This is a genomic window from Caballeronia sordidicola, assembly GCF_001544455.2.
In the GTDB taxonomy this organism is placed as follows: Bacteria; Pseudomonadota; Gammaproteobacteria; order Burkholderiales; family Burkholderiaceae; genus Caballeronia; species Caballeronia sordidicola.
In genome coordinates this window covers 282518-304828 of sequence record NZ_FCOC02000002.1, presented here as the reverse complement: position 1 = coordinate 304828, position 22311 = coordinate 282518, and the positions used below count along the sequence as shown (strand labels likewise).

The window sequence follows — 22311 nt, the reverse complement described above, 5'->3', positions numbered from 1 at the left end:
TCGCAATCGGATCGCCCGCACGGGCTGTTTGATTTTCGGCTCACGCCTGTTTCACTTCGCCACCACAACCGGAATTCCCCTTAGTGCGCCAGCGCCCTTGACTTCATCCAGCGATGCCTTCACGTGGCGTCCCGTCTGTACCGTAATTCCCAGCTTCGTTGCCAAGTCGCGTTCGCGGCGCTTCACCATCGACAGATTCGCGAGTTTCACATGCCCGTATCCCCGAACGCGTTCGTGCAGCAGCGCGAGCGTTTCGACATCCCTGGCGTCCTCCGGCGTCAGCACCTTTAGCGCGCGTTGAATGGTGATTTCATAGTCGCCCGGAAGCTCGCGCTCCATCTTGCGTTCCAGCGACCGGCCGAACGGATCGAAAGCCGTACCCCGCAAGCCACGCACCTTCGACATCACACCGAGCATTGGCCACAACCACTGCCCGAACGTCATCTTGCGCGGCGCACCGCCATTTTTCGCCTTCGATAAAACCGGCGGCGCCATATTGAATTTCACCGCAAAGTCCTTCCCCGCGGTTCCTTCGAACTGCGCTTCCAATGCCGCGCGGAACGCCGGGTCGGTATGAAGCCGCGCGACTTCGTATTCGTCTTTCACGGCGAGCAACTTATAAAACGTCGTGGCGACGGCGCGCGTCACGGCATCGTTTCCCGAGGAGGCAGTAGCCGAAACCAGCGACCGGTATCGCGTCACATAGTGCGAACCACCGTATGCCAGCAACCGCGCTTCGCGATCCGCGATCAATGCGTCAAGCGGCATTGCATTCATCTCGACACGGGGCGCAATTGCGGTTTTACGCAGTGATTCGAGCGCCTCGATATCCGCTGCGGCCAGGCGCCCGATGTTGAACGCGAGCGTGTTCATGGGCACAGCAACGTCGTTCAGCTCGATAGCGCGCATCAACGCCGCGTGCGACACGGGCACGAGCCCCAACTGCCATGCATAGCCCAGCATCAAGATATTTGCGCCGATGGTGTCGCCAAGAAAACGCGTCGCCAGCGCCTGGGCATCGCACGTGTTCATGCGCTCCGCGCCCGCCGCGTGCTGCATCTTTTCCAGCAAGGATCCGGCGTGAAGATTCGCGTCCGGATTCTGCACAAACGTGGCGTTGGGGATTGCATGCGTGTTCACGACAATGCGTGTGCGGCCATGCCGGACAGTTTGCAAGGCATCGGCGCTTGCACCCACGACCATGTCGCACGCGAGCAGCACGTCGGCTTGCTGGGTATCGATGCGAACCTGGTTCAGCAAGGCATCGGTGGCGGCGAAGCGCACGAATGAAAGCACCGCGCCGCCTTTTTGCGCAAAGCCCATGAAATCGAGCACGGACGCGCTCTTGCCTTCAAGATGCGCCGCCATGCTGATGAGCGCGCCGAGCGTCACCACGCCCGTGCCGCCAACGCCGGTAATCAGGATGTCGTATGGCGCGTTATCGAGTGTGAGCGTGGGTTCCCCCAGCGCATCGACGCGGGCCGCAAGCGCATCGGGATCGAAGCCGCTGCCGGCTGCCTTCTTGAGCTTCGCGCCTTCCAGCGTAACAAAGCTCGGGCAAAACCCGTTCACGCACGAGTAGTCCTTGTTGCACGAGGACTGGTCGATGCGCCGTTTGCGTCCAAGTTCGGTTTCAACCGGTTCCACCGACAAACAATTGCTCTGCACGCCGCAATCGCCGCAGCCTTCGCACACGGCTTCGTTGATGAACAAGCGCTTGTCCGGATCGGGAAGTTCGCCTTTCTTGCGGCGACGCCGCTTTTCCGCCGCGCAAGTCTGGTCGTAGATCAGGACGGTCACGCCAGGGATGTCGCGCAGCCGGCGTTGGACGTCGTCCAGTTCGCCTCTGTGGTGGAACGTCGTGCCCTTTGGAAACTGATCGTGATGACCGTCGTATTTCTCGGGTTCGTCGCTGACCACGACCAGCGTCGCGATGCCCTCCGCTTCGACCTGCCGCGCGATTTGCGGCACGGAAATGCTGCCATCCACGGGCTGGCCGCCGGTCATCGCCACGGCGTCGTTGTACAGGATCTTGTACGTGATATTGGCCTTCGCCGCGACCGCCTGGCGGATAGCCAGGATTCCCGAATGAAAGTACGTGCCGTCGCCGAGATTCTGGAAGACATGCGGCGTCTTCGTGAACATGGAATGCGATGCCCAATCCACGCCTTCGCCGCCCATCTGGATCAGGCCGGTCGTGTCGCGCTCCATCCATGACGCCATGAAGTGGCAACCAATTCCGGCCTGCGCGATCGACCCTTCAGGCACTTTGGTGGATGTATTGTGCGGGCAGCCGGAGCAAAAATACGGCGTGCGTTTGACGGTATCGGCGGCATTGGAGAGGATTTGCGGTGCAACCAGGTCAACGACCCTGTCGCGCCGGTCTAACGCCGGTTTGTGCCGTGCAAGCCACTCGGCGAAAACAGGCAGCACGCGCGACGGGCGCAATTCGCCTAGTGCGCTCAACAACGTGGCGCCATCCTGCGCGTTCTTGCCGATCACAATCGGCCGCGCGCCTTGTGTCCGGTTATACAAATGGTCCTTGATCTGCTGCTCGATCACCGGCCCTTTTTCTTCGATGACCAGCATTTCCGACAAGCCTTCCACAAACGTGTCGAGCCGCGTGGTTTCGAGCGGAAACGACAGACCCACCTTATAGATCCGCACGCCGGCGGCGTCGAGGTCAGCAACGCTCAAGTCGAGACGGCGCAACGTCTCCATCAAGTCAAGATGCGCCTTGCCGCACGTCACAATGCCAACGTTCGCGTGGCGGCTTGGGGCGATCCATTTGTCGATGGAATTGACGCGCGAGAAATAGCGCACCGCGTCGAGCTTCGCGGCGAGACGCGCTTCGATGGTCAGGCTCGGCAAATCGGGCCAGCGATTGTGCAATCCGCCTTCGTGCGCGATGAACCCTTCCGGCGCGGGGAAAATGGTCTGCAGCGCATCGAGGTCGACAGTCGAGCCGGATTCCACCGTCTCCGATATCGCCTTGTACCCCGCCCACGCACCCGAGAAACGCGACAATGCCCAGCCGTAGAGACCGAATTCCAGCATATCGGCGATGTTCGATGGATTTACCACGGGCATGTGCCAGCCGATCATTGCCTGGTCGGACTGATGCGGCATGGACGACGAAACGCAACCGTGATCGTCGCCAGCCACGACCAGCACGCCGCCGTGCGGCGACGAGCCGTATGCGTTGCCGTGCTTGAGCGCATCGCCGGCGCGATCGACGCCCGGGCCCTTGCCATACCACATTGCAAACACGCCATCGACCGTGCGCTCGGAATCGGATTCGACCCGCTGCGTGCCTAGTACAGCCGTGCCGCCGAGTTCCTCATTGATTGCGGGAAGAAAGCGCACGTCGTGTGACGCTAGCAATTTCTTTGCTTTCCACAACTGCTGGTCGACCATGCCGAGCGGAGACCCGCGATAGCCGCTTACAAAACCGGCGGTGTTCAATCCGGCAGCGCGATCGAGTTGCCTTTGCATCAGGACGAGGCGGACCAGCGCCTGCGTTCCGGTGAGGAAAATTCGGCCCTGGCTTGCGTTGAGGTTATCGGTGAGTTGATAGGCGGCAAGCGGCGGATGTTCTGCAAAAGGCACACGCGCGTTCATGAAGTCTCCGGCGTTTTATCGTTGGATTTGAGGGATATCTTCATTCTTCCTCGACATAAACGGAGTTTTTTTGCGTTTATCAAGCCCATGCGCGCTTCAGCGCAATGAAACCGATCTTAATTGCCGCGGATGAGCAGAAAAAGCTGACCGAATGGCTAACGTGTGGTTAACCCGCACGGCAAAGCGTTCGGGAGCGGGTAATCTCAATGCTCTTGCTGCGGGACAATGCGGCGCCACGAAAAGGACCATTCGCTCATGAAGCTCTATTACTGGCCGAAAACACGCGCGTTTCGTGCGCTATGGATGCTTGAGGAGTTAGGCGTGCCTTACGAGTTCGCTTACGTGAACATCCGCGCGGGCGAACAGAACGAGCCGGCGTTCTGTGCAGTGAATCCCATGTCGAAGCTGCCTGCGCTGGACGACAACGGCACTTGCGTCGCGGAGTCGGGCGCGGTGCTCCTCTATCTCGCCGATAAATACCCTCAATCCAACTTGGGCATTGCGTCCGGCGACCCGCTGCGCGGCCGTTTTCTTCAATGGATGTTTTTCACCGGCGCATGCCTCGAACCCGCGATGGCCGAAAAGATGATCGGGGCGCCGGGAAACAGCGTGAGTTTTGGCTGGGGCGATCTCGGCCGCGTGGAGAAGGCAATTGAGTCGGCGCTTGCGCATGGGCCGTGGCTGCTTGGCGAACGGTTCACAGCCGCCGATATCCTCGTTGCAAGCACGCTGCAGATTGCGTACATGGCAAAACTGATAGAGCCGGGCGGCGTGTTGTCCGAGTATGTCGAACGGGCGAGTGCACGCGAGGCGCACGAGCGCGCGGTATCGATTGATAAAGCAGAAGCGCAGAAAGCGGCGGCTGCGTCCAGGAGTTAAGGAAACGTCTTTGGCTTGGGGATTCCTGCGCCGGCTTCAATGTCGGCGACGGCCTGCACGTGCGCGGCGTCTATGGCGTCGGTTGGACTTGATAAACCATTGTCACCGCCGACGGTTTTCCACGACTGCACGGCCTTGTCGAGATGACGGATTTCGTATTCGGCATCCCAGCGCGTTCCCTGCAATTCAATGGGACGAACGTGGATGGAGTAAACGCCATAGAGAAAGAGTTGTTCCGACATGCTGAGTCTCCCTCCAAACGGATCTAAACGGATCTAAACGGATTCAAACGGATTCAAACGGATTCAGGCAGAAAGGGCGGCATGGAAAATCCCGGGCCGCCGCACACGTTCAGAGTTCGATTTCGCCCAAGATCCGATGCGCGAGCGCGCGGGCCTCTTCAAGAGCCTCTTCTTCGGAAAGCGATGTGGCGGCGACATCGTAGGTTTTCGGTTCCGAATCCTCACCGTCCCCGCCGTCGTCCCGCACCAGCGTGACCACGCCCTGGAACTGACCGTCGTCCGTGGGACGAACGCCTATGGTCGCGGTGTAAATGCCTTTCGTGTAGATCGTGTCTTCCATGATGCGCTCCCGGCCGAAGGTTGAAAACGATGCTAGCACGCGTGTTTATCGCGCGTATTACCGTCTCGAGTTCACCAGGCAGGCGCACGTTTCAGGCCAGCAAATCCTCGACCTCTTCCAGTGAAGGCGAATGCGCGCCCGACATCCGGCAGGCTGCGGCGCCAGCGGCCAATGCAAAGCGCAGATGCTCGGGCCAGCCGCCCGGGCGCTTCATCAAGCTGTAAAGCAGGCCGCCGATGGACGCGTCGCCCGCGCCAACCGTATCGGCGACCTGGACTTTCGGCGGCGTTGCATTCCAGCTTTCTTCGCCGGCGTGCAGTGTTGCCTGTGCCGAGCCGCGCGTGACGAGCACGGTGGCTTGCGGATTCATCGCGCGGATTTTTGCGAGCGCGTCGGCTTCGTTTGCAATGTCGGGGAAAAGGCGTTGCAGGTCTTCGTCGGAGACCTTGATCAGGTCGGCGAGCGCCGCCATTTTGCGCAAGGTCGGTTCGTAGCCGTGCTCCATCAGGTTCCGATAGTTCGGGTCAAAGCTGATTTTCACGCCGTGTTCGCGCAGTTGCGCGGCGAGCTGCGCGAGCGTGTCGCCAAGCGGCTGGCGCACGAGGCTGATGCAGCCGAAGTGCGCCCACTTGACTGAGTCCATCCAGCCGGAGGGCAACAGCGCCGGATCGAACGCGAGGTCCGCGCCGTTTTCGCCCATGAAGTAGTAGGTCGGCGGTTGCGTCTTGTGGACGATTGCCAAAAGCGGCGGCCGTTCCACGCGCTGCATGAAGCGCATGTCGAGACCTGCGGCCACGCTCGCGTCCCAGAGTTCATCGGAGAAATTGTCGGTGCCGAGCGATCCGGCCGATGCCGTCGGCAGACCGAGCCGCGCGACGGCGCGTGCCACGTTCCATCCTGCGCCGCCCGGACGCGACAGCCAGTTGGACGGGCCGGTGCGGATCAGGTCGGTGAGAATATCGCCGGCCGAAACGAATTGAGGGAAGGCGGAGGTCGAGGTCGTCGCGTTCATTGTTTGGCCGTCTCTTTTTCGGCGGTGTCGTCAGTCTGGGGCGCAACGGCCGGAGCGAGTGCGTTCAGCACTTCGTAGCACGCGCCCATGGTGTGGTAATCGGTCTTTCCGGCAGGGCTTTTTTCGTCGCCATATTTGCGGTTGTCGCATGTCAGGATGCGGAACCACGCGCCATGTTTGTGATCGACAAAATGCGCCCAGCAATAACGCCAGAGTTCGTCGTAGCAATCCCAGAAGCGTTCCAGGCCCGTGCGCTTGCCGAGCAGCGCGGCTGTGGCAAAGGTTTCGGCTTGCACCCAGAAATATTTATCGTGGTCGCAGATGGAATCGTCGGGGCCGAATCCGTAGTAAAGGCCGCCGTGCTGTTCGTCCCACGCGCGGTTGAAGCCGGCGTCGAACAGTTCTATGGCGCGCGGCGCTAGCCAGGGCAACGCCCTGTGCCGCTCCAGTATCAGCAGCAGTTTCGCCCATTCCGTCTGGTGGCCGGGCTGGAAACCCCACGGGCGGAAAATATTGGAACTGTCGGACTCGTTGTAATGCCAGTCGACAGACCAATCCGCATGAAAGTGTTCCCAGACAAGACCATGGGCGAGACGCGCCTGGCGCAGCGTGATGTTCCCGGCAATCTTCTCCGCGCGATCCAGATAGAGCACGTGGCCGGTCGCCTCGTACGCGGCGAGCAGCGCTTCGGTTGCGTGCATGTTCGCGTTCTGCCCGCGATAAGGCGACAACTGCCAGTCGGGCGTGGCTTCGTCGGCGTAAAGACCGGCTTCGGCGTCCCAGAAATGCTGGTCCATCAACTGGAAGGTTTCATCGATCAAAGGCTTCGCTTCGGCAATACCGGCCATGGCGGCGTGCGCGCAAGCGAGCAGGACAAACGCGTGGCCGTAGCAATGCCGGGTGCCATCGAGTGTGCGTTTAGCGCCGTCGCGCCACTCGATTTCCCAATCGTAGCCCTGGTTCGCCGCGTCCCAATGGGCATTGCGTAAAAACGCGAACGCGTGACGCGCGTTGTCCTGGTGATGCTGGCCGCCGAAATGGCGAAAGGCCATGGCGTGATTGAAGACGAAGCGCGTGCTGCTGACCAGATGGCGCGTGGTGTGGTCGTAGACCGTGCCGTCGTCCTTGAAGAAATGATAGAAACCGCCCGACGGATCGCGGGCCGTGCGCTCATAAAACGCGAGGGTGTGGCGCACGTGATCGAGCAGGAAATCGCGGCTGCGGAAATCCGGTTCGGCCCGGTCCGCCACCTGGAACGCGGTTGAGTTCATACCGATGTCTGTGTCCGTGTTGTCGCCGAGCTCGCGCGGGGAATCAGGCGCACGGGCACAAGCGTGTCGGTGGTGATGTTCGTGTCCGCGTCGCTGTTTTGCGCGGTTTCCAGCAGCAGGTCCACGCCGCGCCGGCCGAGCGCTTCCTTGTCTACCGTGACGGTGGTCAGGGGCGGCGTGCTCTGCGCGGCGGCGGGGATATCGTCGAAACCGACGAACGCGACGTCTTCCGGAACCCGCAGCCCGTGCGCCAGACAGACGCGCATGGCGGCGAGCGCCGCTGCATCGTTATAGGCGAAAACCGCGTCCGGCAGCGGCCTGGATTGCTGGTGAGCTTGCGCGATAAGCCGTTCCATGGCGTCGGCTGCGGCGATATCGGCCTCGATGGCCGGTTGCGTGGTCATCTCCAGCGTGGGATCGAAAAGCATGCCGGCTTCGAAATACGCGAGCCTGTACCCCATCGCCCGTTGCGCAATGCTGTAATGCGCCAGCGATCCGCCAATGAACGCAATGCGTTTTCGGCCCATCGCGAAGAGATGCTGCATCGCGAGCGCCGCGCCGCGCGTGTTGTCCACGTTCACGGAACGAAATCCTGGCGCGTGCAGATCAATCAGCACGACCGGCCGGTTCATGGAACGCAAGTGAGCAAGCAATTCCGGTTCGATAAACCCAGCGACCGCAACAGCGTCAGGCGCATGAAGCCGCATTTGCTGCGCGAGGTCGTGTGTTGGACCGGCGGTCAGGACAGACGGAACCAGCCGCCGCTCACGGCACGCTTCCTCGAAACCGTGCAGGACATGCGAGAAGAAGGGGCTGACCGCGAAGTTATTGTGCTGACGATGCAGCAAGAAGGTCACGCGCCGGATGCGCGTACGAAGCTGGGCGGCGTCATAGCCGAGTTGCCGGGCCGCTTCCACGACGCGTTCGCGCGTTGCCTCCGACAAACCCGGCTGATTTTTCAGCGCCCGCGATACCGTGCCAATCGACACGCTGGCCGCGCGCGCGACATCACGAATGGTTGTACCCATCTGTCTTTCAATCTCCGCATGCGTGTTCTATGGTTTATGAAATCTCACGTGCCGGATGTTTACCGACGAAGTGAGATTCGCATGATCGTGGCGATTGTATAGTAAACCGATGGACGCTTTTCCCGGACAGGTGCTAGAGAAAACCCGTAAACGTTTATTCGATAAGGCTTTCGGTTGTCTTCTTTGTTTAGTAAATGAAATTCAGCGCGCTTCCCGCTGATGTACGGATGCCTTGTTCGACGACCACACGTCAAGCACCAGGTCGTCGTCCGAATAGTGCGATAGCGCCGGGAGCAGAAGTTTTGTGTGCAATTCGGCGTGAACGTGATCGCCGGTATGAGGCCAGCCTTCGATAGGCCGCCTCCAGTGGCACGCAATGACCGTCCCGCCCTCTGCCAGCGATGACGTCACCCGTTGGGCAAGCAGGTTCAACTGATCCAGGGTGAGGTAATACGCCACTTCGCTGATGACGATCAGATCGAATTCGCCGTCTGGCCAGTCGTCGGGCATCGCGCGTTGTTCGACTTCTACGTGACGTAGATGCGCCACCCGGCGGCGCGCGAGATCCACGGCGGCGGGATTCAGATCCGCCGCGAGAAGCGAGTCGCAGCGCGTCGCCAGTTCCGCCGTGAATTCGCCATTTGCGCAGCCCGGTTCATAGGCACGGCGGTAGTGTTCGTCGGGTAAAGCGGCGAGGGTCAATGCCCGCTTGCGGCGTTCGTACCAACGCTCGCGCAGCAGCCACGGGTCGTCGCTGCGTTGATAAAGCCCGGCGAAATATTCGCGAGCGTTCGGCTCAGTGGTCATATCAGGACAACCTCGTAGGGCCGCGTGAGACGTTCCAGTACATGCTCGGGAAGAATCGCGTCGCGGCCCGTGGAGCCATCGGCCTCTATCTGGCTGCGAAACGCCTTCAGCGCGTGAACTTTGCGGGCGAGTGTCGCTTCGTCCAGCACGATACGGCGCGCGCGGCTCCAGGGCACGCGCGAGTCATCGGGCGTGGCCCAATGCCATGTCCACACTGGCACCTCCACGAATGGCAGGTCCAGCGCAGCCGCAACGGCCGTTACCGCGCGACCCACCGATTCATGATCCGGATGGCCGTCATAGCGCCACGTTCCGAACACCACGTCCCCGGGCTCCAGATGCGCCTCCAGCGCTCTCGACAGGTCTGATTCGAAGATTTCGCCGCCGCCATCCGGCAGATGCAGCCGGACCAAAGCGACATGGCGCATGCGCAGGCGTTGCAGGGCGTCGCGCGTTTCCTGCGGCCGCGTGGCGGCGAGGCGCGCGGCCGGCCATTCAGGTGAATCGGGATGGCTCGCCGTGCCGTCCGTGACCGCGATGATCAGCACCTTGCGGCCCAGGTCGGACAGGCGTGCGAGCAACCCGCCCGTGCCAAGGATTTCATCGTCGGGATGCGGGGCCACGATTACAGCGCGCGCGCCAACCGGCACAAGCGTTTCTGGCTCGACTTCGGGCAGGGTCGAAAGCTGGTCCGTGCTTTGCCACGCGGCTTCTGACGTGCCACGTCCCTTGATTGCCCGGTCGTTTTCCTTTTCGTTTGGCACGTGAGTCACTACAGGTTCCATGCGCTGCTTTCCTCTTTGACAATCCGTTCTGCAAGCGCGGCTTCGTCGCGTTCGGCATGACTCTGCCGGATAAAGACGGGTAGATCGGACATCAAGCTGGCGAAATGGCGGTTACGGCAAAGTGGCGCAGCGCCAAGGGCACGTCCCGCACGTTCGATCACTTCGGCCGCTGCCTTTTCCGCCGCCAGCCGCGCGCGAAAAACGCCTGGCATGGCGTCCGCATACGGCTCGCGGTCAATCTGCGCGGCCGTTTCTCGCAGGAGGCTGGCCGTGCCGGAAAGCGCGGTGTCGATGGCGCCGAGATGGGCGAGCTTGTAGGGATCGGCGCGGCGCGTTGCTTCCTGTTTCACGAAGTTGCCGATAGCCGCCGCGGCGCCAAACCAGCACGCTGCAATACCTCCGCCGCCATGCCAGAAACCCGCGCGTTCCAGATACGCGCGCGGCGCGCCGATTCGCGTGGCGCGCGCGTTGTCGAAGTGAACGTCGACGCTAGCGCTTGCGGACATTCCCACCGCCATCCAGCCCTCGTTCGTGACACGGACGTCGGGCTGGCGCAGATCGACGGCGGCGAGGATGGGTTCGTCCCGTTCGTTCCATGCGGTAACCAGCGCGTGGCTCAACGCCGCCGCGCCCGAGCACCACGCTTTGGAGCCGTGAAGCGTGAGGTTTTCCCGCTGCTCATTCGATGCTGCCTTTGCGGCGAGTCGTGCTGCCGGCGGTTCGGCGGCCCAGACGCCCCATGCCTGGCCATTCGCTGGAACAAATCCATCACCAATTTCCGCCATGATCGCGAGCGCGTCAGTGTGACCTTCGAACAGTTTGACCAGCGCGAGGTCGCACGCGGCGACGGCGGCAAGGGCGCGCCAGCGCTCGAGCGTTGCGCCTTGGCCGGGAAGCGGCAGGCGGTCGAGGCCCGCGTCGATCAATGCCTGGAGCGCGTGCGCGGTATCGTCAGGGGAGCCTCGCTTGAAGCGAAGTTCGCGCAAAAACGGATCGAGCGCGGACAAAGTCGCGATGCCGTCAGTCATTCTTTGCATGGTGAATCCTGGGCGCTTCGATGAATAAGATGGGAATCGCTTCGGGCCAATCCCTGGCTGTAACGGTGTGTTGTCAGCAAGTGTGGCAAGCCACATGCCCGGCCACCAGTCCGCCAAACGGCATATGACTTGAACAGGAGCGAAACGCTCGTTTATTTGAGACTTCTTCAGTTCATGGCCGTCCGGCCGAGTCGACAGGACGTCTAAACACGTCCTAAATAGCAAAAAAGCCGCACGTGGCGGCTTGATGCTTAAGCTTTTCAGGGAGAAGTCATGCAACAGGTCGTCGCATTGTTCCCGGCTGACGCGCGGGTCCTGCTTTTATTGGCGAACCCGCGCGCCGGTTGCCTGAGGCTGGTCCGCTTGCTCGTTGGAGGTATCGCGTGCTCCCCAGCGCTGAGCGAGGACTGCACACGTCATCAACTGGATTTGATGGAACAGCATCAAGGGCAGCACCACCGCGCCCACCGTGTGCGAAGCGAAGATGACTTTTGCCATGGGAATGCCCGACGCCAGGCTTTTCTTCGATCCGCAAAAGATGATGGTGATCTGGTCGGCGCGGCTGAACCCGAGCCGCCTGCTGGCAAAAGCTGTTACCAAGAGCGCCAGGGCCAGCAGCACGACGTTTGCCACAACCAGCCCGCCAAGGGTCTTGAGGGAAATCGTGTGCCAGATGCCTTCGTTGACGGCTTCGCTGAACGCAACATACACAACAAGCAGGATCGAGCCCTGGTCGACGAAACGCAGGACACTGCGATTTTTGTCGAGCCACTTGGCTATTACCGGGCGCAGCAACTGACCCGCTATGAACGGCACCAGCAATTGCAGCACGATATTGCCGACCGTATGCCACGCCGAACCCGCGCGGCCGGCGTTGTCCGTTACCACAAACCCCACCAGGGCCGGCGTGATGAAGATGCCAAGCAGGCTGGACGCGGACGCCGCGCACACCGCCGCGGGTACGTTGCCTTTGCCGATAGAAGTGAATGCAATGGACGACTGAACGGTGGAAGGCAGCGTGCAAAGGAACAGGATGCCCACATAGAGCGCGGGCGTGACGAGCGGCGTGAGAACAGGTTTCAGCGCGAGCCCGAGTATGGGAAACAGTGCAAACGTGCTCAGTAGCACCACGATATGCAAGCGCCAGTGCGTCATGCCCGAAACAATGGCTTCGCGCGACAGCTTTGCCCCGTGCAGGAAAAACAACAGTCCGACCGCGATGTTCGTCAACCAGTTGAAGCCGACCGCAGCGGCGCCACGGCATGGCAGCAGGCTGGCGAGGATCACTGTGCCAACGAGTGCAAGGGTGAAATTATCGGGAAGGAACTTAGGGCGGGTCATCGGAAATTCTTGGAAGTTTGCAGTGCGTGAAGTTGCATAACGGCTACGGGAAGAAGGCTGCCGCCGCATGCAGGCGACCGGAGCCGCTCGAAAACGCGTCGAGACCGCTATTTTCGCCGGATAGCGATTCAATAAGCAAATTCATTTAAGTGATTTATTAATGCCATTTATGCATGAATTTCGACGTTTCGTGGCATCTGATGGAGCCAGAAGATACCCGCGGTTCTACAGCAAATTGGAAAGAGTTTGTTCATACAAACCGGGGCTCGCACCGACCTCAAATTGGCAAAAAAGTGTGAAGTAACATGGTGTTACAACCATCAGGAAGACCTAACACTTTTTGGCTCGACGCCGGTCTTCGAGCACAATAAATTGAGTGATAGACCGGTTGGCAGGGCGCGGTTGGAAGACTGCAATGTCCTGAACATCCGACACCAGCCGGTCAGCGATGCAAAGAGGCGCCACCTTCAAAAGCACGCTCGAACCGCGTCGGACGTTTTGCAGTATCGACATGTCGCTCATCCGAAATCGCCACGCCCGTTGCTTGATGCTTGCCGCCGCAGCCGGCGTGGTTGCGGCGTCGACCATGTATGCGCCGGTGGCATCTGCCGGCGGCGTGGGCTCGAACGACGCGGCGGTTACGCGCGGCGTCTTCAGTCACGGCGTGGAAACTCCCGGCCCATGGCAAGCAGTGAATCAGCGCGCACTGCGCGTCGAAGATGCCGATAACGGTGCTCAGCCTTTCGGCTATCAGCGGGTAGCGGCTGGATCGGGACTCACACCCATCAGTGCCGAAGTTCGCGGCGGTCCTCGTGCCGAGCAAGGCGCACAGTTGCGCGGTGGCGGCTCGATCCGGGCGGACATCGCGCGTTACAACGAAGAGCGGAGCACCCCGCGTGCATCCGGCCACCAATCCGACGATTCGCGTTCGCCAGCAAATTCCACTTACCGGAATTAATCGTTAAAGCTGTTCATTGAGTGAGCCAGCGAGACGCAATAAAAACGTCCGTGATAGTGCATAAGCACATTAATCGATGAGCACGTCTATTCGTTTGTGAATCTCAATTCATGAATGCAGCGATTAACTTCGCTCCCTTTCCGGTCCGAAACAAAAAACAATTCCTCCGTCTACTTGCAGCCAGGCAATGACGTAATGACGCCACAGTTTTTATCTGCAGATCACAGCACCCTTCCTCCCAAAATTGTCTGCACTAACAATGTGCTTATCTGATTTTTCTAGTCTTATTTAAATGTCTGCTTTAGGTCGAATGGCGCTTGCGCACCGTGCCGTATGCTGCGCGGGGCTATTACCGCATGCGTTCGAGTACCGCGTTCGGAAGCTGGAGACGGGCAGGAATGCGCGTCATGTAAGTCCATCACGCGCAATGTATTCGAATCGCTATACGCGGCATAAGCAAAGTTATTTTTGTCCGGAAAAATGATCCGTAAAGATGGTCCCGCCCTGAGAGAGCTCTATCGGCGCACCTCTTGGGCAAGAGCAGTTTAGCGGGAGCCAATAGTAATGCCCTTATGCCGCATCACGAGTCAGACATCGAGTCATTCGATTTGAGTCATACCGTGAATCGGGCTGTCCATAACGGACATTTAAAAAACAGTCCAAAGCGAGGCAACCATTGCTCGCCGCCCGGTTTTAACGTCGATACAACAGGAGAGTCCATGAAGCCAACCGTGAACCGTGTGCTGAAAGCCGCGGCCAAGGCGACCGTTACCGCTGGCATGTTCGGCTTGCTTGCCGCCAGTTCCGTCCACGCGCAGTCGAGCGTCCAGTTATATGGGCAGGTTGACGAATGGGTGGGCGCAACGAAGTTTCCAGGCGGCGACCGGGCCTGGAACGTGGGCGGCGGCGGTATGTCGACGTCGTACTGGGGCATGAAAGGCAGCGAAGACCTGGGTAACGGATACAAGGCCATCTTCACGTTGGAAAGCTTCTTCCGGGCGCAAAACGGTCAGTACGGCCGCTTCCAGGGCGACACCTTCTTCGCACGCAATTCGTATGTCGGTATTCAGTCGCCATACGGTACTGTCACCGCAGGCCGGCTGACGACGCAACTGTTCGTATCGACGATTCTGTTCAATCCGTTCATCGATTCCTACACGTTCTCGCCAATGGTGTACCACGTGTTTCTCGGCCAGAGCACGTTCCCGACGTACACGACCGATCAGGGCGTAGTCGGCGATTCAGGCTGGAACAACTCGGTCCAGTACACCACGCCGGACTTCAGCGGCTTGTCGGGTAGCGTGATGTATGGGCTTGGCAATCAAGCTGGAGAGAACGGCGCGAAGAAATACAGTGCGCAGTTCCTCTACTTCCACGGTCCGTTCGCTGCGACCGGCGTCTATCAGTATGTGAACTTCAGCTCCGCGCCGACCGACCTGTCGACCTTCGTGCCGGGCTACAAGAGCCAGAGCGTGGCGCAACTCGGTGCGTCCTACGACATGAAGTACGTCAAGTTCTTCGCGCAGTACATGTACACGAAGAACGATATCGATCCGGGTACGTTTCACGTCAACACCGGACAAGGCGGCGTGACGGTTCCGGTCGGCGTGGGTTCGATCATGGCGTCATACGCCTATTCGCGCAGCAACGGCGGACTCGATCAGACGCATAAAAGCTGGGCGATCGGCTATGACTATCCGCTGTCGAAGCGCACGGATGTCTACGCGGCCTATCTCAACGACAAATACACGAGCATGTCGAGCGGCAACACGTACGGCGTAGGGGTTCGCGCGAAGTTCTGACGCGAGCAAGCCGCAGGAACAAAAATCCCCGCCCGGCGTGCAGTTCAACGCCGGGCGGGGATTTTTTAAATCAACACGTAGCAGTCAATCAGCCCGCAATCCCCAGCCGCTCTTTCGCGCCCTCGTATTCCTGCTTGAGACGCGCGACGAGTTCCGCCACGCTCGGCACATCGTCCATCAGTCCGACGCCTTGTCCCGCGCCCCAGATTTCCTTCCATGCCTTGGCCTTGATCGCGGCATCGCCGAAATTCATGGCGTTTTTATCCGATGCCGGCAGCGCATCCGGATCGAGTCCCGCGTTCAAGATGCTCTGGCGAATGTAGTTGCCGTGCACGCCCGTGAACAGGTTCGTGTAAATGATGTCCGCCGCCTTCGATCCCACGATTGCCGTCTTGTACTCTTCCAGCGCATGCGCCTCGCGCGTGGCAATAAAACGCGTGCCGATATACGCAAAATCGGCGCCCATCGCCTGCGCGGCCAGGATCGATCCGCCATTGGCGATTGCCCCGGACAGCGCTATGGGTCCATCGAAAATACGCCGCACTTCACCCACGAGCGCGAACGGCGACGTCATTCCCGCGTGGCCGCCGGCGCCTGCAGCGACCAGGATCAGGCCATCGACACCCGCTTCCAGCGCCTTTTCCGCGTGGCGCAGATTGATCACGTCGTGCAGCACAATGCCGCCGTAGCTATGCACCGCGTCGATCATCTCCTTCACCGGCGCGCGCAAACTGGTGATGAAAATCGGCACGCGATGCTGCACGCACACGCGCACATCCGCCTCAAGCCGCGCATTCGAGTGATGCACGATCTGATTCACCGCAATCGGCCCGACCGGCGAACCCGGATTGGCCGCCTTGTGCGCCTCGATACCCTCGTTGATTTGCGTGAGCCATTCATCGAGCAACTCGGCCGGCCGGGCATTCAACGCCGGAAACGAGCCGACAATACCCGCCTTGCACTGCGCGAGCACGAGTTCCGGATAGCTGACAATAAACATGGGCGACGCAATGACGGGGAGGGCGAGGTGTTGCAAAGCGGCGGGAAGGGCCATGGCACAAGTCTCCTGAATGATATGAATTTTCATGCGAACGATCGTTCGATTATAGGCGAAGCTTCAAGGCACATGATCGCGTCGAATTGAAGAAGTCTTCAGGTTCTACGCCGGTATGGGCTTTAGCGCAGTCTAGTATTGTCGAGGGCGCCTACAATCGTTTTCCCGTTCATCGGATCATCGGATATTGACGCCATGTCGTTCGAAGACTACCAACCGTTTACCTTCGATGCCGCCGGCGTCGACATTGCCGGCGTCAAGGGCGGCGACGGACCGCCGCTGTTGCTGCTGCACGGCCATCCGCAGACGCATGAGATCTGGCATAGGCTCGCGCATGATCTGGCGCAGCATTTCACGGTGATCGCCACGGATCTGCGCGGTTATGGCGCGTCTGGCAAGCCGCCGAGCGACGAACATCACACGCCGTACTCGAAACGCGTCATGGCCGCCGATCAGATTGCCGTTATGCGGCACTTCGGCTTCGAGCGCTTCATGGTCTGCGCGCACGATCGCGGCGCGCGCGTGGCTCACAGGATGGCGCTGAATTATCCGCAGGCCGTCGACCGCCTGATGCTGCTCGACATTGCGCCGACGCTCGCCATGTACGAAGCAACGGATCGTGCTTTCGCAACCGCCTATTTCCACTGGTTCTTCCTGATTCAACCGGAGCCGCTGCCCGAGTTGCTGATCGGCGCGCATCCCGACGCTTATGTAGAACGTGTGATGGGCAGCCGTCACGCGGGCCTCGCGCCATTCGCGCCGCACGCGCTGCAGGCGTATCGCGATGCACTGCGCCAGCCCGGAGCCGTGCACGCCATGTGCGAGGACTACCGGGCGTCGGCGAGTATCGATCTTGAGCACGATCGCGCGGATCTGGAGTGCGGCAACAAGATCGCGTGTCCGCTGCGTGTGCTGTGGGGGCAGGAAGGCGTGATCGAACAATGTTTCGAGCCGCTCGCCGAGTGGCGGCGCGTGGCGCGCGATGTCAGCGGTCGCGCGCTGCCTTCCGGGCACTACATTCCCGAAGAAGTCCCCGAAGAGTTGCTCACGGAGATACTCGCGTTTTTCGAGGCAACCGAGCGCGCATGACGTGTCATCCCGCGTTCATGTGGGCGTTATCGGTCTGTAGGGAAAGCACCGATGCATCGCAAAAAGTGGCGCGTTAGGATGCTTCAGGCGCTGATCACGTCGACGAAATTCCGCCGCTTGGACCTGCTTCTCGATACTCAATCGATTGCGGACAAGCGGCTTTCTTTTGATGTTGGCGTCGGTTCAAGCGACGCGTTTCAGACGACCGTCACCGTCTCGCCTTCCACTTTCACCACGCCGCTTGCCTGCAATTCGCCGAGATACTTGCGTATCAGTTGCGTGCGGTCGCCGGAGAGCATGTTTGCGGCAGCGCGCATGGCGCGCGCCTGATCGGCCATCAGCAAGAGCGCGCCGATCTGCATGGAACGCAACTCCATCAGCTTGAATACGATCAACACCTTCAGCGCGTTCTTCGCGTTGCGCTCAGGATCTGCACGCAAGTAATCGATGCGCGATGACGCCATATCCAGCGCCTTCGCAATATCAGTGAACGGCGCGCCGTGGCCCGGGATGACCGCGCGCACGTCGAGCGTCGCGATCATGTCGAGCACCGCGCGTTGTTCCGCGAAGCCGCTTTCGCCTTCCAGTTCTGGAAAGATCACGCCGAAGCCGTTCTCCCAGAGGGCATCGGCGCTAATCAGCAAGCGCTCCTCCGCCGAATAAAGCATCAGCGAATGCGGATCGTGGCCGGGCGCGCCGAGCACGGACCAGTCCATGCCGCCAAGTTTGAGCGTCGCGCCCGGAGCAATCGTGCCGCTGAAACTGAAGCGCTCGCAGGTTTGTCCGGTTGCGCGGAACGTGAGTTTGTCTTCGTCCCAGTCGCGCACGGCTTGCGCTTCGGTGTGCGGAATCAGCGTTTCGCACGCGAAGGCCGCTTGCAGCATCGCGTTGCCGCCGCAATGGTCCGAGTGCAAATGCGTATTCACGATCAGATCGAGCGCGCGTCCGGAGCCAAGCGAGTTGCGCACGAGCGCGAGCGTCTGCGCCGCGTGCGACGAATAGCCGGAATCGATTAGGGCAGTGCGGTTTTCATCGATGAAAAGCACATTGTTCGACGATAACCAGCCGCGCTCGAACACGCGCATTGAAGCCGGAAACGGGATCATTCGCGCTTCTCCCACTGCGCTGTTGTGGGCATCACCACGATAGTCGCCGTCGCCTTCACCACCGTCTCGCCAAGCTGGTTCTGCGCCTCGCCTTCGAGCTTCACGAGGTCACCGTTGAGACTGGTTTTCCATTGGGCGTCGATCACTCGCCAGCGCATTGTCAGCACGTCGTTCGCCCTCACCGCCCGCACGAGCTTGATGCCGAATTCGAGGCCGAGCGGTTGCGCGTAAGCCGAAAAATGCGTTGCGAGCATCGCCATCAAATGCGCGGTCGGCTGCGTGCCCGATGCAATCAGCGAACCGAAGCGGCTGGCCTTGGCGTAGGCGTCGTCGTGATGCAGCGGGTTTTGGTCGTTCACTAACGTGGCGAACGACTTGATGGAATCCGGCGGCAAATCCAGCGTGGCTTCCAACCGCTCGCCAATGCGCACAACCCGCGGCCGCCGGGACGCCAGATTCAGCACGGCGCGTTTTTGCGTGTCATCGAAGGACGACCATCCGGCGATTTCATCGATCGTGCGAAAACAGCCGTCGCACAGTTCGGTGCGCGGATTCATCCTGCACACGTCCGTGCACGGCGACGCCACGGCCTGGCTCATCATGCCGTCTCGCGCAACGCGACGTCCACGACCGGCGCGCCCGTCAGCGCGACAAGTTCCTGCGGCGTCAGGTTGAACACCGCGTGCGGATGACCGGCGGCGGCCCAGAGGCTTTCGAGCGCGAGCAGGTCTTCATCGATCAACGTCACCGGCGGCGTGACATGGCCAATCGGACAGACGCCGCCGATTGCATAACCCGTCTTTTCGCGGACGAACTTTGCATCGGCGCGGCCGAGAGCGCCCACGCGCGCCGCGACCTTCTTTTCATCGACGCGATTTGCGCCGCTCGCAATCACGAGCACGGGTGCGTCGTCTTCCTTGCGTCGAAACAGGATCGACTTGGCGATCTGCGCGACCGAGCAGCCAAGTCCGGCTGCCGCTTCCGCCGATGTCTTGCCGGTTTCCGCCAGCATGACCACGGGTTTGGCATGGCCGCGTTCGCTGAGCAATCGGGCTACGCGGCGGGCGGATTCGGGCAGGGCGTCGAGTGTTTCGTTCATTAGGTTCAGTTCCAGAATGTTCGAGGTGACGGGTTACGCGCCGTCAAGCACGCGCAATCAAACGCAAGGCGTCACGCCGTCGCGCTTCTTCGCGAGCAGCGCGCGTCCCACGCGCGACGCGCTCGGTTTGCCGATTGCCCGCGAAATGAAGTCGCCTATATCCACGAGTTGATCCAGGTCCACGCCGGTTTCAATGCCGAGTCCATGCAGCAGGAAGACCACGTCCTCCGTCGCGACGTTGCCGGTCGCGCCTTTTGCGTACGGACAACCGCCGAGACCCGCCACCGACGCATGGAATATCTCGATGCCTTCCTGTAGCGCCGCGTAGACGTTCGCAACGGCCTGGCCGTAGGTATCGTGGAAATGGCCGGAGAGGCGCTCACGCGGAAATACCTTCGATACCGCCGCCATCACCTCGCGCGTGAGCCCGGCCGTTCCCACGCCGATGGTGTCGGCAATATCGATTTCATCGCAGCCCAGTGCTTTCATGCGTTCGACGACATCGACCACCGAGGCCACCGGCACGTCGCCTTGATAAGGGCAGCCTAGCGCGCAGGAAATGCTGCCGCGCAGGCGCAGCCCGGCTTCTTTCGCGGCCTTCGCCACCGGTTCGAATCGCGCGATGCTTTCAGCGATGCCGCAATTGATGTTCTTCTGCGAGAACGCTTCGCTCGCCGCGCCGAAGATCACGATCTCATCGGCTTTCGCTTCGAGCGCGGCCTCGAAGCCGCGCATGTTCGGCGTGAGCGCCGAGTAGATGGTGCCCGCGCGCCGGTCGATGCCGGCCATGACGGCGGCGGCATCGGCCATTTGCGGCACCCATTTCGGCGATACGAACGACGTCGATTCCACGTTCTGCAATCCCGCTTTCGCCAGCCGGTTGATCAGTTCGATCTTGATCCCGGTTGCCACAAATTCCTTCTCGTTCTGCAGGCCGTCACGCGGCGCGACTTCGACGATTTTCACTTTAGGCGCAAGCATGCCTGTCTCCTTTTTGGCTGGCATCAGTAGCCGCGTTTCGCGTCGACTATGCCGGATATGGGTTCACCGCGCGTGAGCGCCCGGATCTTCGCCGCGATCTGTTCGATGCTTTCTTCACGCAACGTAATGGCGGCGACATGCGGCGTGATCGCGATGCGCGGCGTGGTCCAGAACGGGTGATTATCGGGCAAAGGTTCCTGATGGAAGACATCGAGCGTGGCCGCCGCGATCTGGCCGGATTGCATGGCGTGCAGCAAATCGTTATCCACCACATGCGCGCCACGCGCCAGGTTCACGATATACGCGCCGCGCGCAAGCCGCTCGAACACGCGCGCGTTCAGGATGCCTTCCGTGTCCGGCGTATGCGGCAACAGATTGACGAGCATCTTCGCGCCATCGATAAAAGCATCGAACTGCTCTGCGCCCGCGAACGTCTGCACGCCTTCAATCTCGCGTTTCGTGCGGCTGAAACCGCGAACCGGTACGCCAAGCGTAGTCAGCGTTTGCGCCACGCGCGCGCCCAGCACGCCCATGCCCAGCACGCCCACGGCAAATTCGCCGCGCGCATGCGGCTCGAGTTTTTCCCAGCGGCGGTCGCGCTGGAGTGCATCGTATTCGTCCATTCGGCGCAGATAACGCAGCACCGTGTAGTTCGCGTATTCCACCATCTGCTGCGCCATGCCGCTGTCTTCCAGACGCACGAGCAAGGCATTGGGCGGCAACGTTCCGGGTTCCTTGCGCTCGATATCGAGAATTGCATCCACGCCCGCGCCGAGGTTGAACACGGCCTTCAAATCCGGCCGATTCGCGAACAGTTCACGCGGCGCGCGCCAGACGACGGCGTAATCGGCGGGATCGGCGTCGCCGGGTTCCCACAGGCGGATATCGGCTTCCGGAAGCGCGCGGGAAAGATCTTGAAGCCAGATCGCGGTATCGGCGTTGTGCTCGTAGAAAAGGATCTTCATTGAAGGTTCGTGTTCACTGGAGAAAGGCGCGGGTGGCTAAAAGGCGCGAATTGCACGCGATTCAGGCCATTTTACGGTCTCGCCGGCGAAAACGCGCTGCGGCAATAACCGGCCGTGTACGCCCGCGCCGATAACCAAATGACGATAAGTTGGTTCGCGCGAACGCCGGCTCGCAGCAGAATGGATCCTCACCATGCGGGCTTTTGGCCGCAGCGAGGTTCATATGAGTTCATGCAGCACATCCGCCTGGCCGCCGCGACTCGTCACCGTGCCGGGTTTGCACGGCAGCGAAGGCGCGCATTGGCAAACGTGGCTCGAGCGGCAATTGCCGAAATCGCGCCGCGTGGTGCAGGACGACTGGGACGCACCCCAGCTCGATACATGGGCGCAAGCCGTGGCAGATACCGTGTCGAGCGTCCGCGGCCGCGTCATTCTTGCCGCGCATAGTTTTGGTTGCCTCGCGGCGGCGCATGCGATTGCAGAAGGGCTGACCGGCGACGCTGTAGTGGGCGTCCTGTTCGTCGCGCCGGCGAGTCCGGACAAGTTTCGCTTCGCGGGTGCGTTCGAGGCGCGGCGCTTGAACGTGCCGTCGGTATTGATTGCGAGCCAGACCGATCCGTGGATGCCGTTCGATGACGCATTGCGCCTTGCCAGCCAGTTTGGCAGCGCGCTCGTCAATCTTGGCGATGCCGGCCATATCAACACGGCGGCAGGTTTCGGTCCGTGGCCGCGCGCGAAGTATTTCGTCGATACGCTGATTCATTGCGCCGCGCCGTCGCATTTCGAGAAGAAAGAAGTGGAGCGCGATGTATTCGAGCGCTTCGAACAACCGGCGTATGGATAACGCATCCGACGCCTTGCGGTCCGACCCTTCGAATGTTTTCGATAGAATCG

Annotated in this window: 21 protein-coding genes; 5 read left to right on the top strand and 16 right to left on the bottom strand. The window is 60.8% G+C overall.

Going from position 1 to position 22311, the window contains the following annotated elements:
* Positions 1 to 51: 51 nt before the first annotated feature.
* Positions 52 to 3621, bottom strand: a complete 3570-nt coding sequence (locus AWB64_RS04610) for an indolepyruvate ferredoxin oxidoreductase family protein (protein WP_060817442.1) — start codon at positions 3619 to 3621, stop codon at positions 52 to 54.
* Between the two features lie 255 nt (positions 3622 to 3876).
* On the opposite strand from AWB64_RS04610, the gene AWB64_RS04605 reads away from it, so the two are divergent.
* Positions 3877 to 4500, top strand: coding sequence for a glutathione S-transferase family protein (locus tag AWB64_RS04605; protein WP_060817763.1), 624 nt, complete (start codon positions 3877 to 3879; stop codon positions 4498 to 4500).
* On the opposite strand, the gene AWB64_RS04600 is transcribed toward AWB64_RS04605, so the two are convergent.
* From AWB64_RS04600 to AWB64_RS04560, 9 genes are all read right to left on the bottom strand, one after another.
* Positions 4497 to 4742: a hypothetical protein gene (locus AWB64_RS04600; protein ID WP_060817441.1), complete on the bottom strand. Its 246-nt coding sequence runs from the start codon at positions 4740 to 4742 to the stop codon at positions 4497 to 4499. The two genes, AWB64_RS04605 and AWB64_RS04600, sit on opposite strands and share 4 nt — an antisense overlap.
* A 109-nt stretch (positions 4743 to 4851) precedes the next feature.
* Positions 4852 to 5082, bottom strand: coding sequence for a hypothetical protein (locus AWB64_RS04595; RefSeq protein ID WP_060817440.1), 231 nt, complete (start codon positions 5080 to 5082; stop codon positions 4852 to 4854).
* Between the two features lie 91 nt (positions 5083 to 5173).
* Complete coding sequence (locus AWB64_RS04590) at positions 5174 to 6094, bottom strand: carbohydrate kinase family protein (protein ID WP_060817439.1); 921 nt, start codon at positions 6092 to 6094, stop codon at positions 5174 to 5176.
* On the bottom strand, positions 6091 to 7365 hold the full coding sequence (locus AWB64_RS04585; RefSeq protein WP_060817438.1) for an AGE family epimerase/isomerase: 1275 nt from the start codon (positions 7363 to 7365) through the stop codon (positions 6091 to 6093). Before AWB64_RS04585 ends, AWB64_RS04590 begins: the two co-directional genes overlap by 4 nt.
* Entirely contained in the window at positions 7362 to 8393 is a 1032-nt protein-coding gene (locus AWB64_RS04580) for a LacI family DNA-binding transcriptional regulator (protein ID WP_060817437.1), read from the bottom strand. Before AWB64_RS04580 ends, AWB64_RS04585 begins: the two co-directional genes overlap by 4 nt.
* A 201-nt stretch (positions 8394 to 8594) precedes the next feature.
* Entirely contained in the window at positions 8595 to 9200 is a 606-nt protein-coding gene (locus tag AWB64_RS04575) for a class I SAM-dependent DNA methyltransferase (RefSeq protein WP_060817436.1), read from the bottom strand.
* The gene (locus AWB64_RS04570; protein WP_060817435.1) at positions 9197 to 9985 is read right to left on the bottom strand and encodes a PIG-L deacetylase family protein; all 789 of its coding nucleotides are present in this window, start codon (positions 9983 to 9985) and stop codon (positions 9197 to 9199) included. Before AWB64_RS04570 ends, AWB64_RS04575 begins: the two co-directional genes overlap by 4 nt.
* Positions 9973 to 11022 carry an acyl-CoA dehydrogenase family protein gene (locus AWB64_RS04565; RefSeq protein ID WP_244163927.1) on the bottom strand — a complete coding sequence of 350 codons (1050 nt, stop codon included), beginning with the start codon at positions 11020 to 11022 and terminating at the stop codon, positions 9973 to 9975. Before AWB64_RS04565 ends, AWB64_RS04570 begins: the two co-directional genes overlap by 13 nt.
* A 321-nt stretch (positions 11023 to 11343) precedes the next feature.
* Positions 11344 to 12363 carry a bile acid:sodium symporter family protein gene (locus AWB64_RS04560; RefSeq protein WP_060817433.1) on the bottom strand — a complete coding sequence of 340 codons (1020 nt, stop codon included), beginning with the start codon at positions 12361 to 12363 and terminating at the stop codon, positions 11344 to 11346.
* 511 nt (positions 12364 to 12874) lie between these two features.
* On the opposite strand from AWB64_RS04560, the gene AWB64_RS04555 reads away from it, so the two are divergent.
* The gene (locus tag AWB64_RS04555) at positions 12875 to 13321 is read left to right on the top strand and encodes a hypothetical protein (RefSeq protein WP_157766584.1); all 447 of its coding nucleotides are present in this window, start codon (positions 12875 to 12877) and stop codon (positions 13319 to 13321) included.
* Between the two features lie 779 nt (positions 13322 to 14100).
* Positions 14101 to 15123 carry a porin gene (locus AWB64_RS04550; protein WP_244163945.1) on the top strand — a complete coding sequence of 341 codons (1023 nt, stop codon included), beginning with the start codon at positions 14101 to 14103 and terminating at the stop codon, positions 15121 to 15123.
* Between the two features lie 88 nt (positions 15124 to 15211).
* On the opposite strand, the gene AWB64_RS04545 is transcribed toward AWB64_RS04550, so the two are convergent.
* Positions 15212 to 16177, bottom strand: a complete 966-nt coding sequence (locus tag AWB64_RS04545) for an NAD(P)H-dependent flavin oxidoreductase (RefSeq protein WP_060817430.1) — start codon at positions 16175 to 16177, stop codon at positions 15212 to 15214.
* A gap of 195 nt (positions 16178 to 16372) precedes the next feature.
* On the opposite strand from AWB64_RS04545, the gene AWB64_RS04540 reads away from it, so the two are divergent.
* Entirely contained in the window at positions 16373 to 17266 is an 894-nt protein-coding gene (locus AWB64_RS04540; protein ID WP_060817429.1) for an alpha/beta fold hydrolase, read from the top strand.
* Positions 17267 to 17463: 197 nt separating this feature from the next.
* Here the strand turns inward: AWB64_RS04540 and AWB64_RS04535 are convergent, their stop codons facing one another.
* The 5 genes from AWB64_RS04535 to AWB64_RS04515 are packed head-to-tail and all read right to left on the bottom strand — an operon-like array spanning position 17464 to position 21417.
* Complete coding sequence (locus AWB64_RS04535; RefSeq protein ID WP_060817428.1) at positions 17464 to 18372, bottom strand: MBL fold metallo-hydrolase; 909 nt, start codon at positions 18370 to 18372, stop codon at positions 17464 to 17466.
* Positions 18369 to 18971 carry a DUF1289 domain-containing protein gene (locus tag AWB64_RS04530; RefSeq protein ID WP_075643248.1) on the bottom strand — a complete coding sequence of 201 codons (603 nt, stop codon included), beginning with the start codon at positions 18969 to 18971 and terminating at the stop codon, positions 18369 to 18371. Before AWB64_RS04530 ends, AWB64_RS04535 begins: the two co-directional genes overlap by 4 nt.
* Positions 18971 to 19471, bottom strand: a complete 501-nt coding sequence (locus AWB64_RS04525; RefSeq protein ID WP_060817427.1) for a YbaK/EbsC family protein — start codon at positions 19469 to 19471, stop codon at positions 18971 to 18973. The genes AWB64_RS04530 and AWB64_RS04525 overlap by 1 nt, the downstream gene beginning before the upstream one ends.
* Positions 19472 to 19528: 57 nt before the next feature.
* Complete coding sequence (locus AWB64_RS04520; protein ID WP_060817426.1) at positions 19529 to 20452, bottom strand: hydroxymethylglutaryl-CoA lyase; 924 nt, start codon at positions 20450 to 20452, stop codon at positions 19529 to 19531.
* 23 nt (positions 20453 to 20475) lie between these two features.
* Entirely contained in the window at positions 20476 to 21417 is a 942-nt protein-coding gene (locus AWB64_RS04515) for a 2-hydroxyacid dehydrogenase (RefSeq protein ID WP_060817425.1), read from the bottom strand.
* A 223-nt stretch (positions 21418 to 21640) separates the two neighbouring features.
* On the opposite strand from AWB64_RS04515, the gene AWB64_RS04510 reads away from it, so the two are divergent.
* Positions 21641 to 22261 (top strand): RBBP9/YdeN family alpha/beta hydrolase, encoded by a 621-nt coding sequence (locus AWB64_RS04510; protein ID WP_060817761.1) that lies wholly within the window; start codon positions 21641 to 21643, stop codon positions 22259 to 22261.
* Positions 22262 to 22311: the final 50 nt, after the last annotated feature.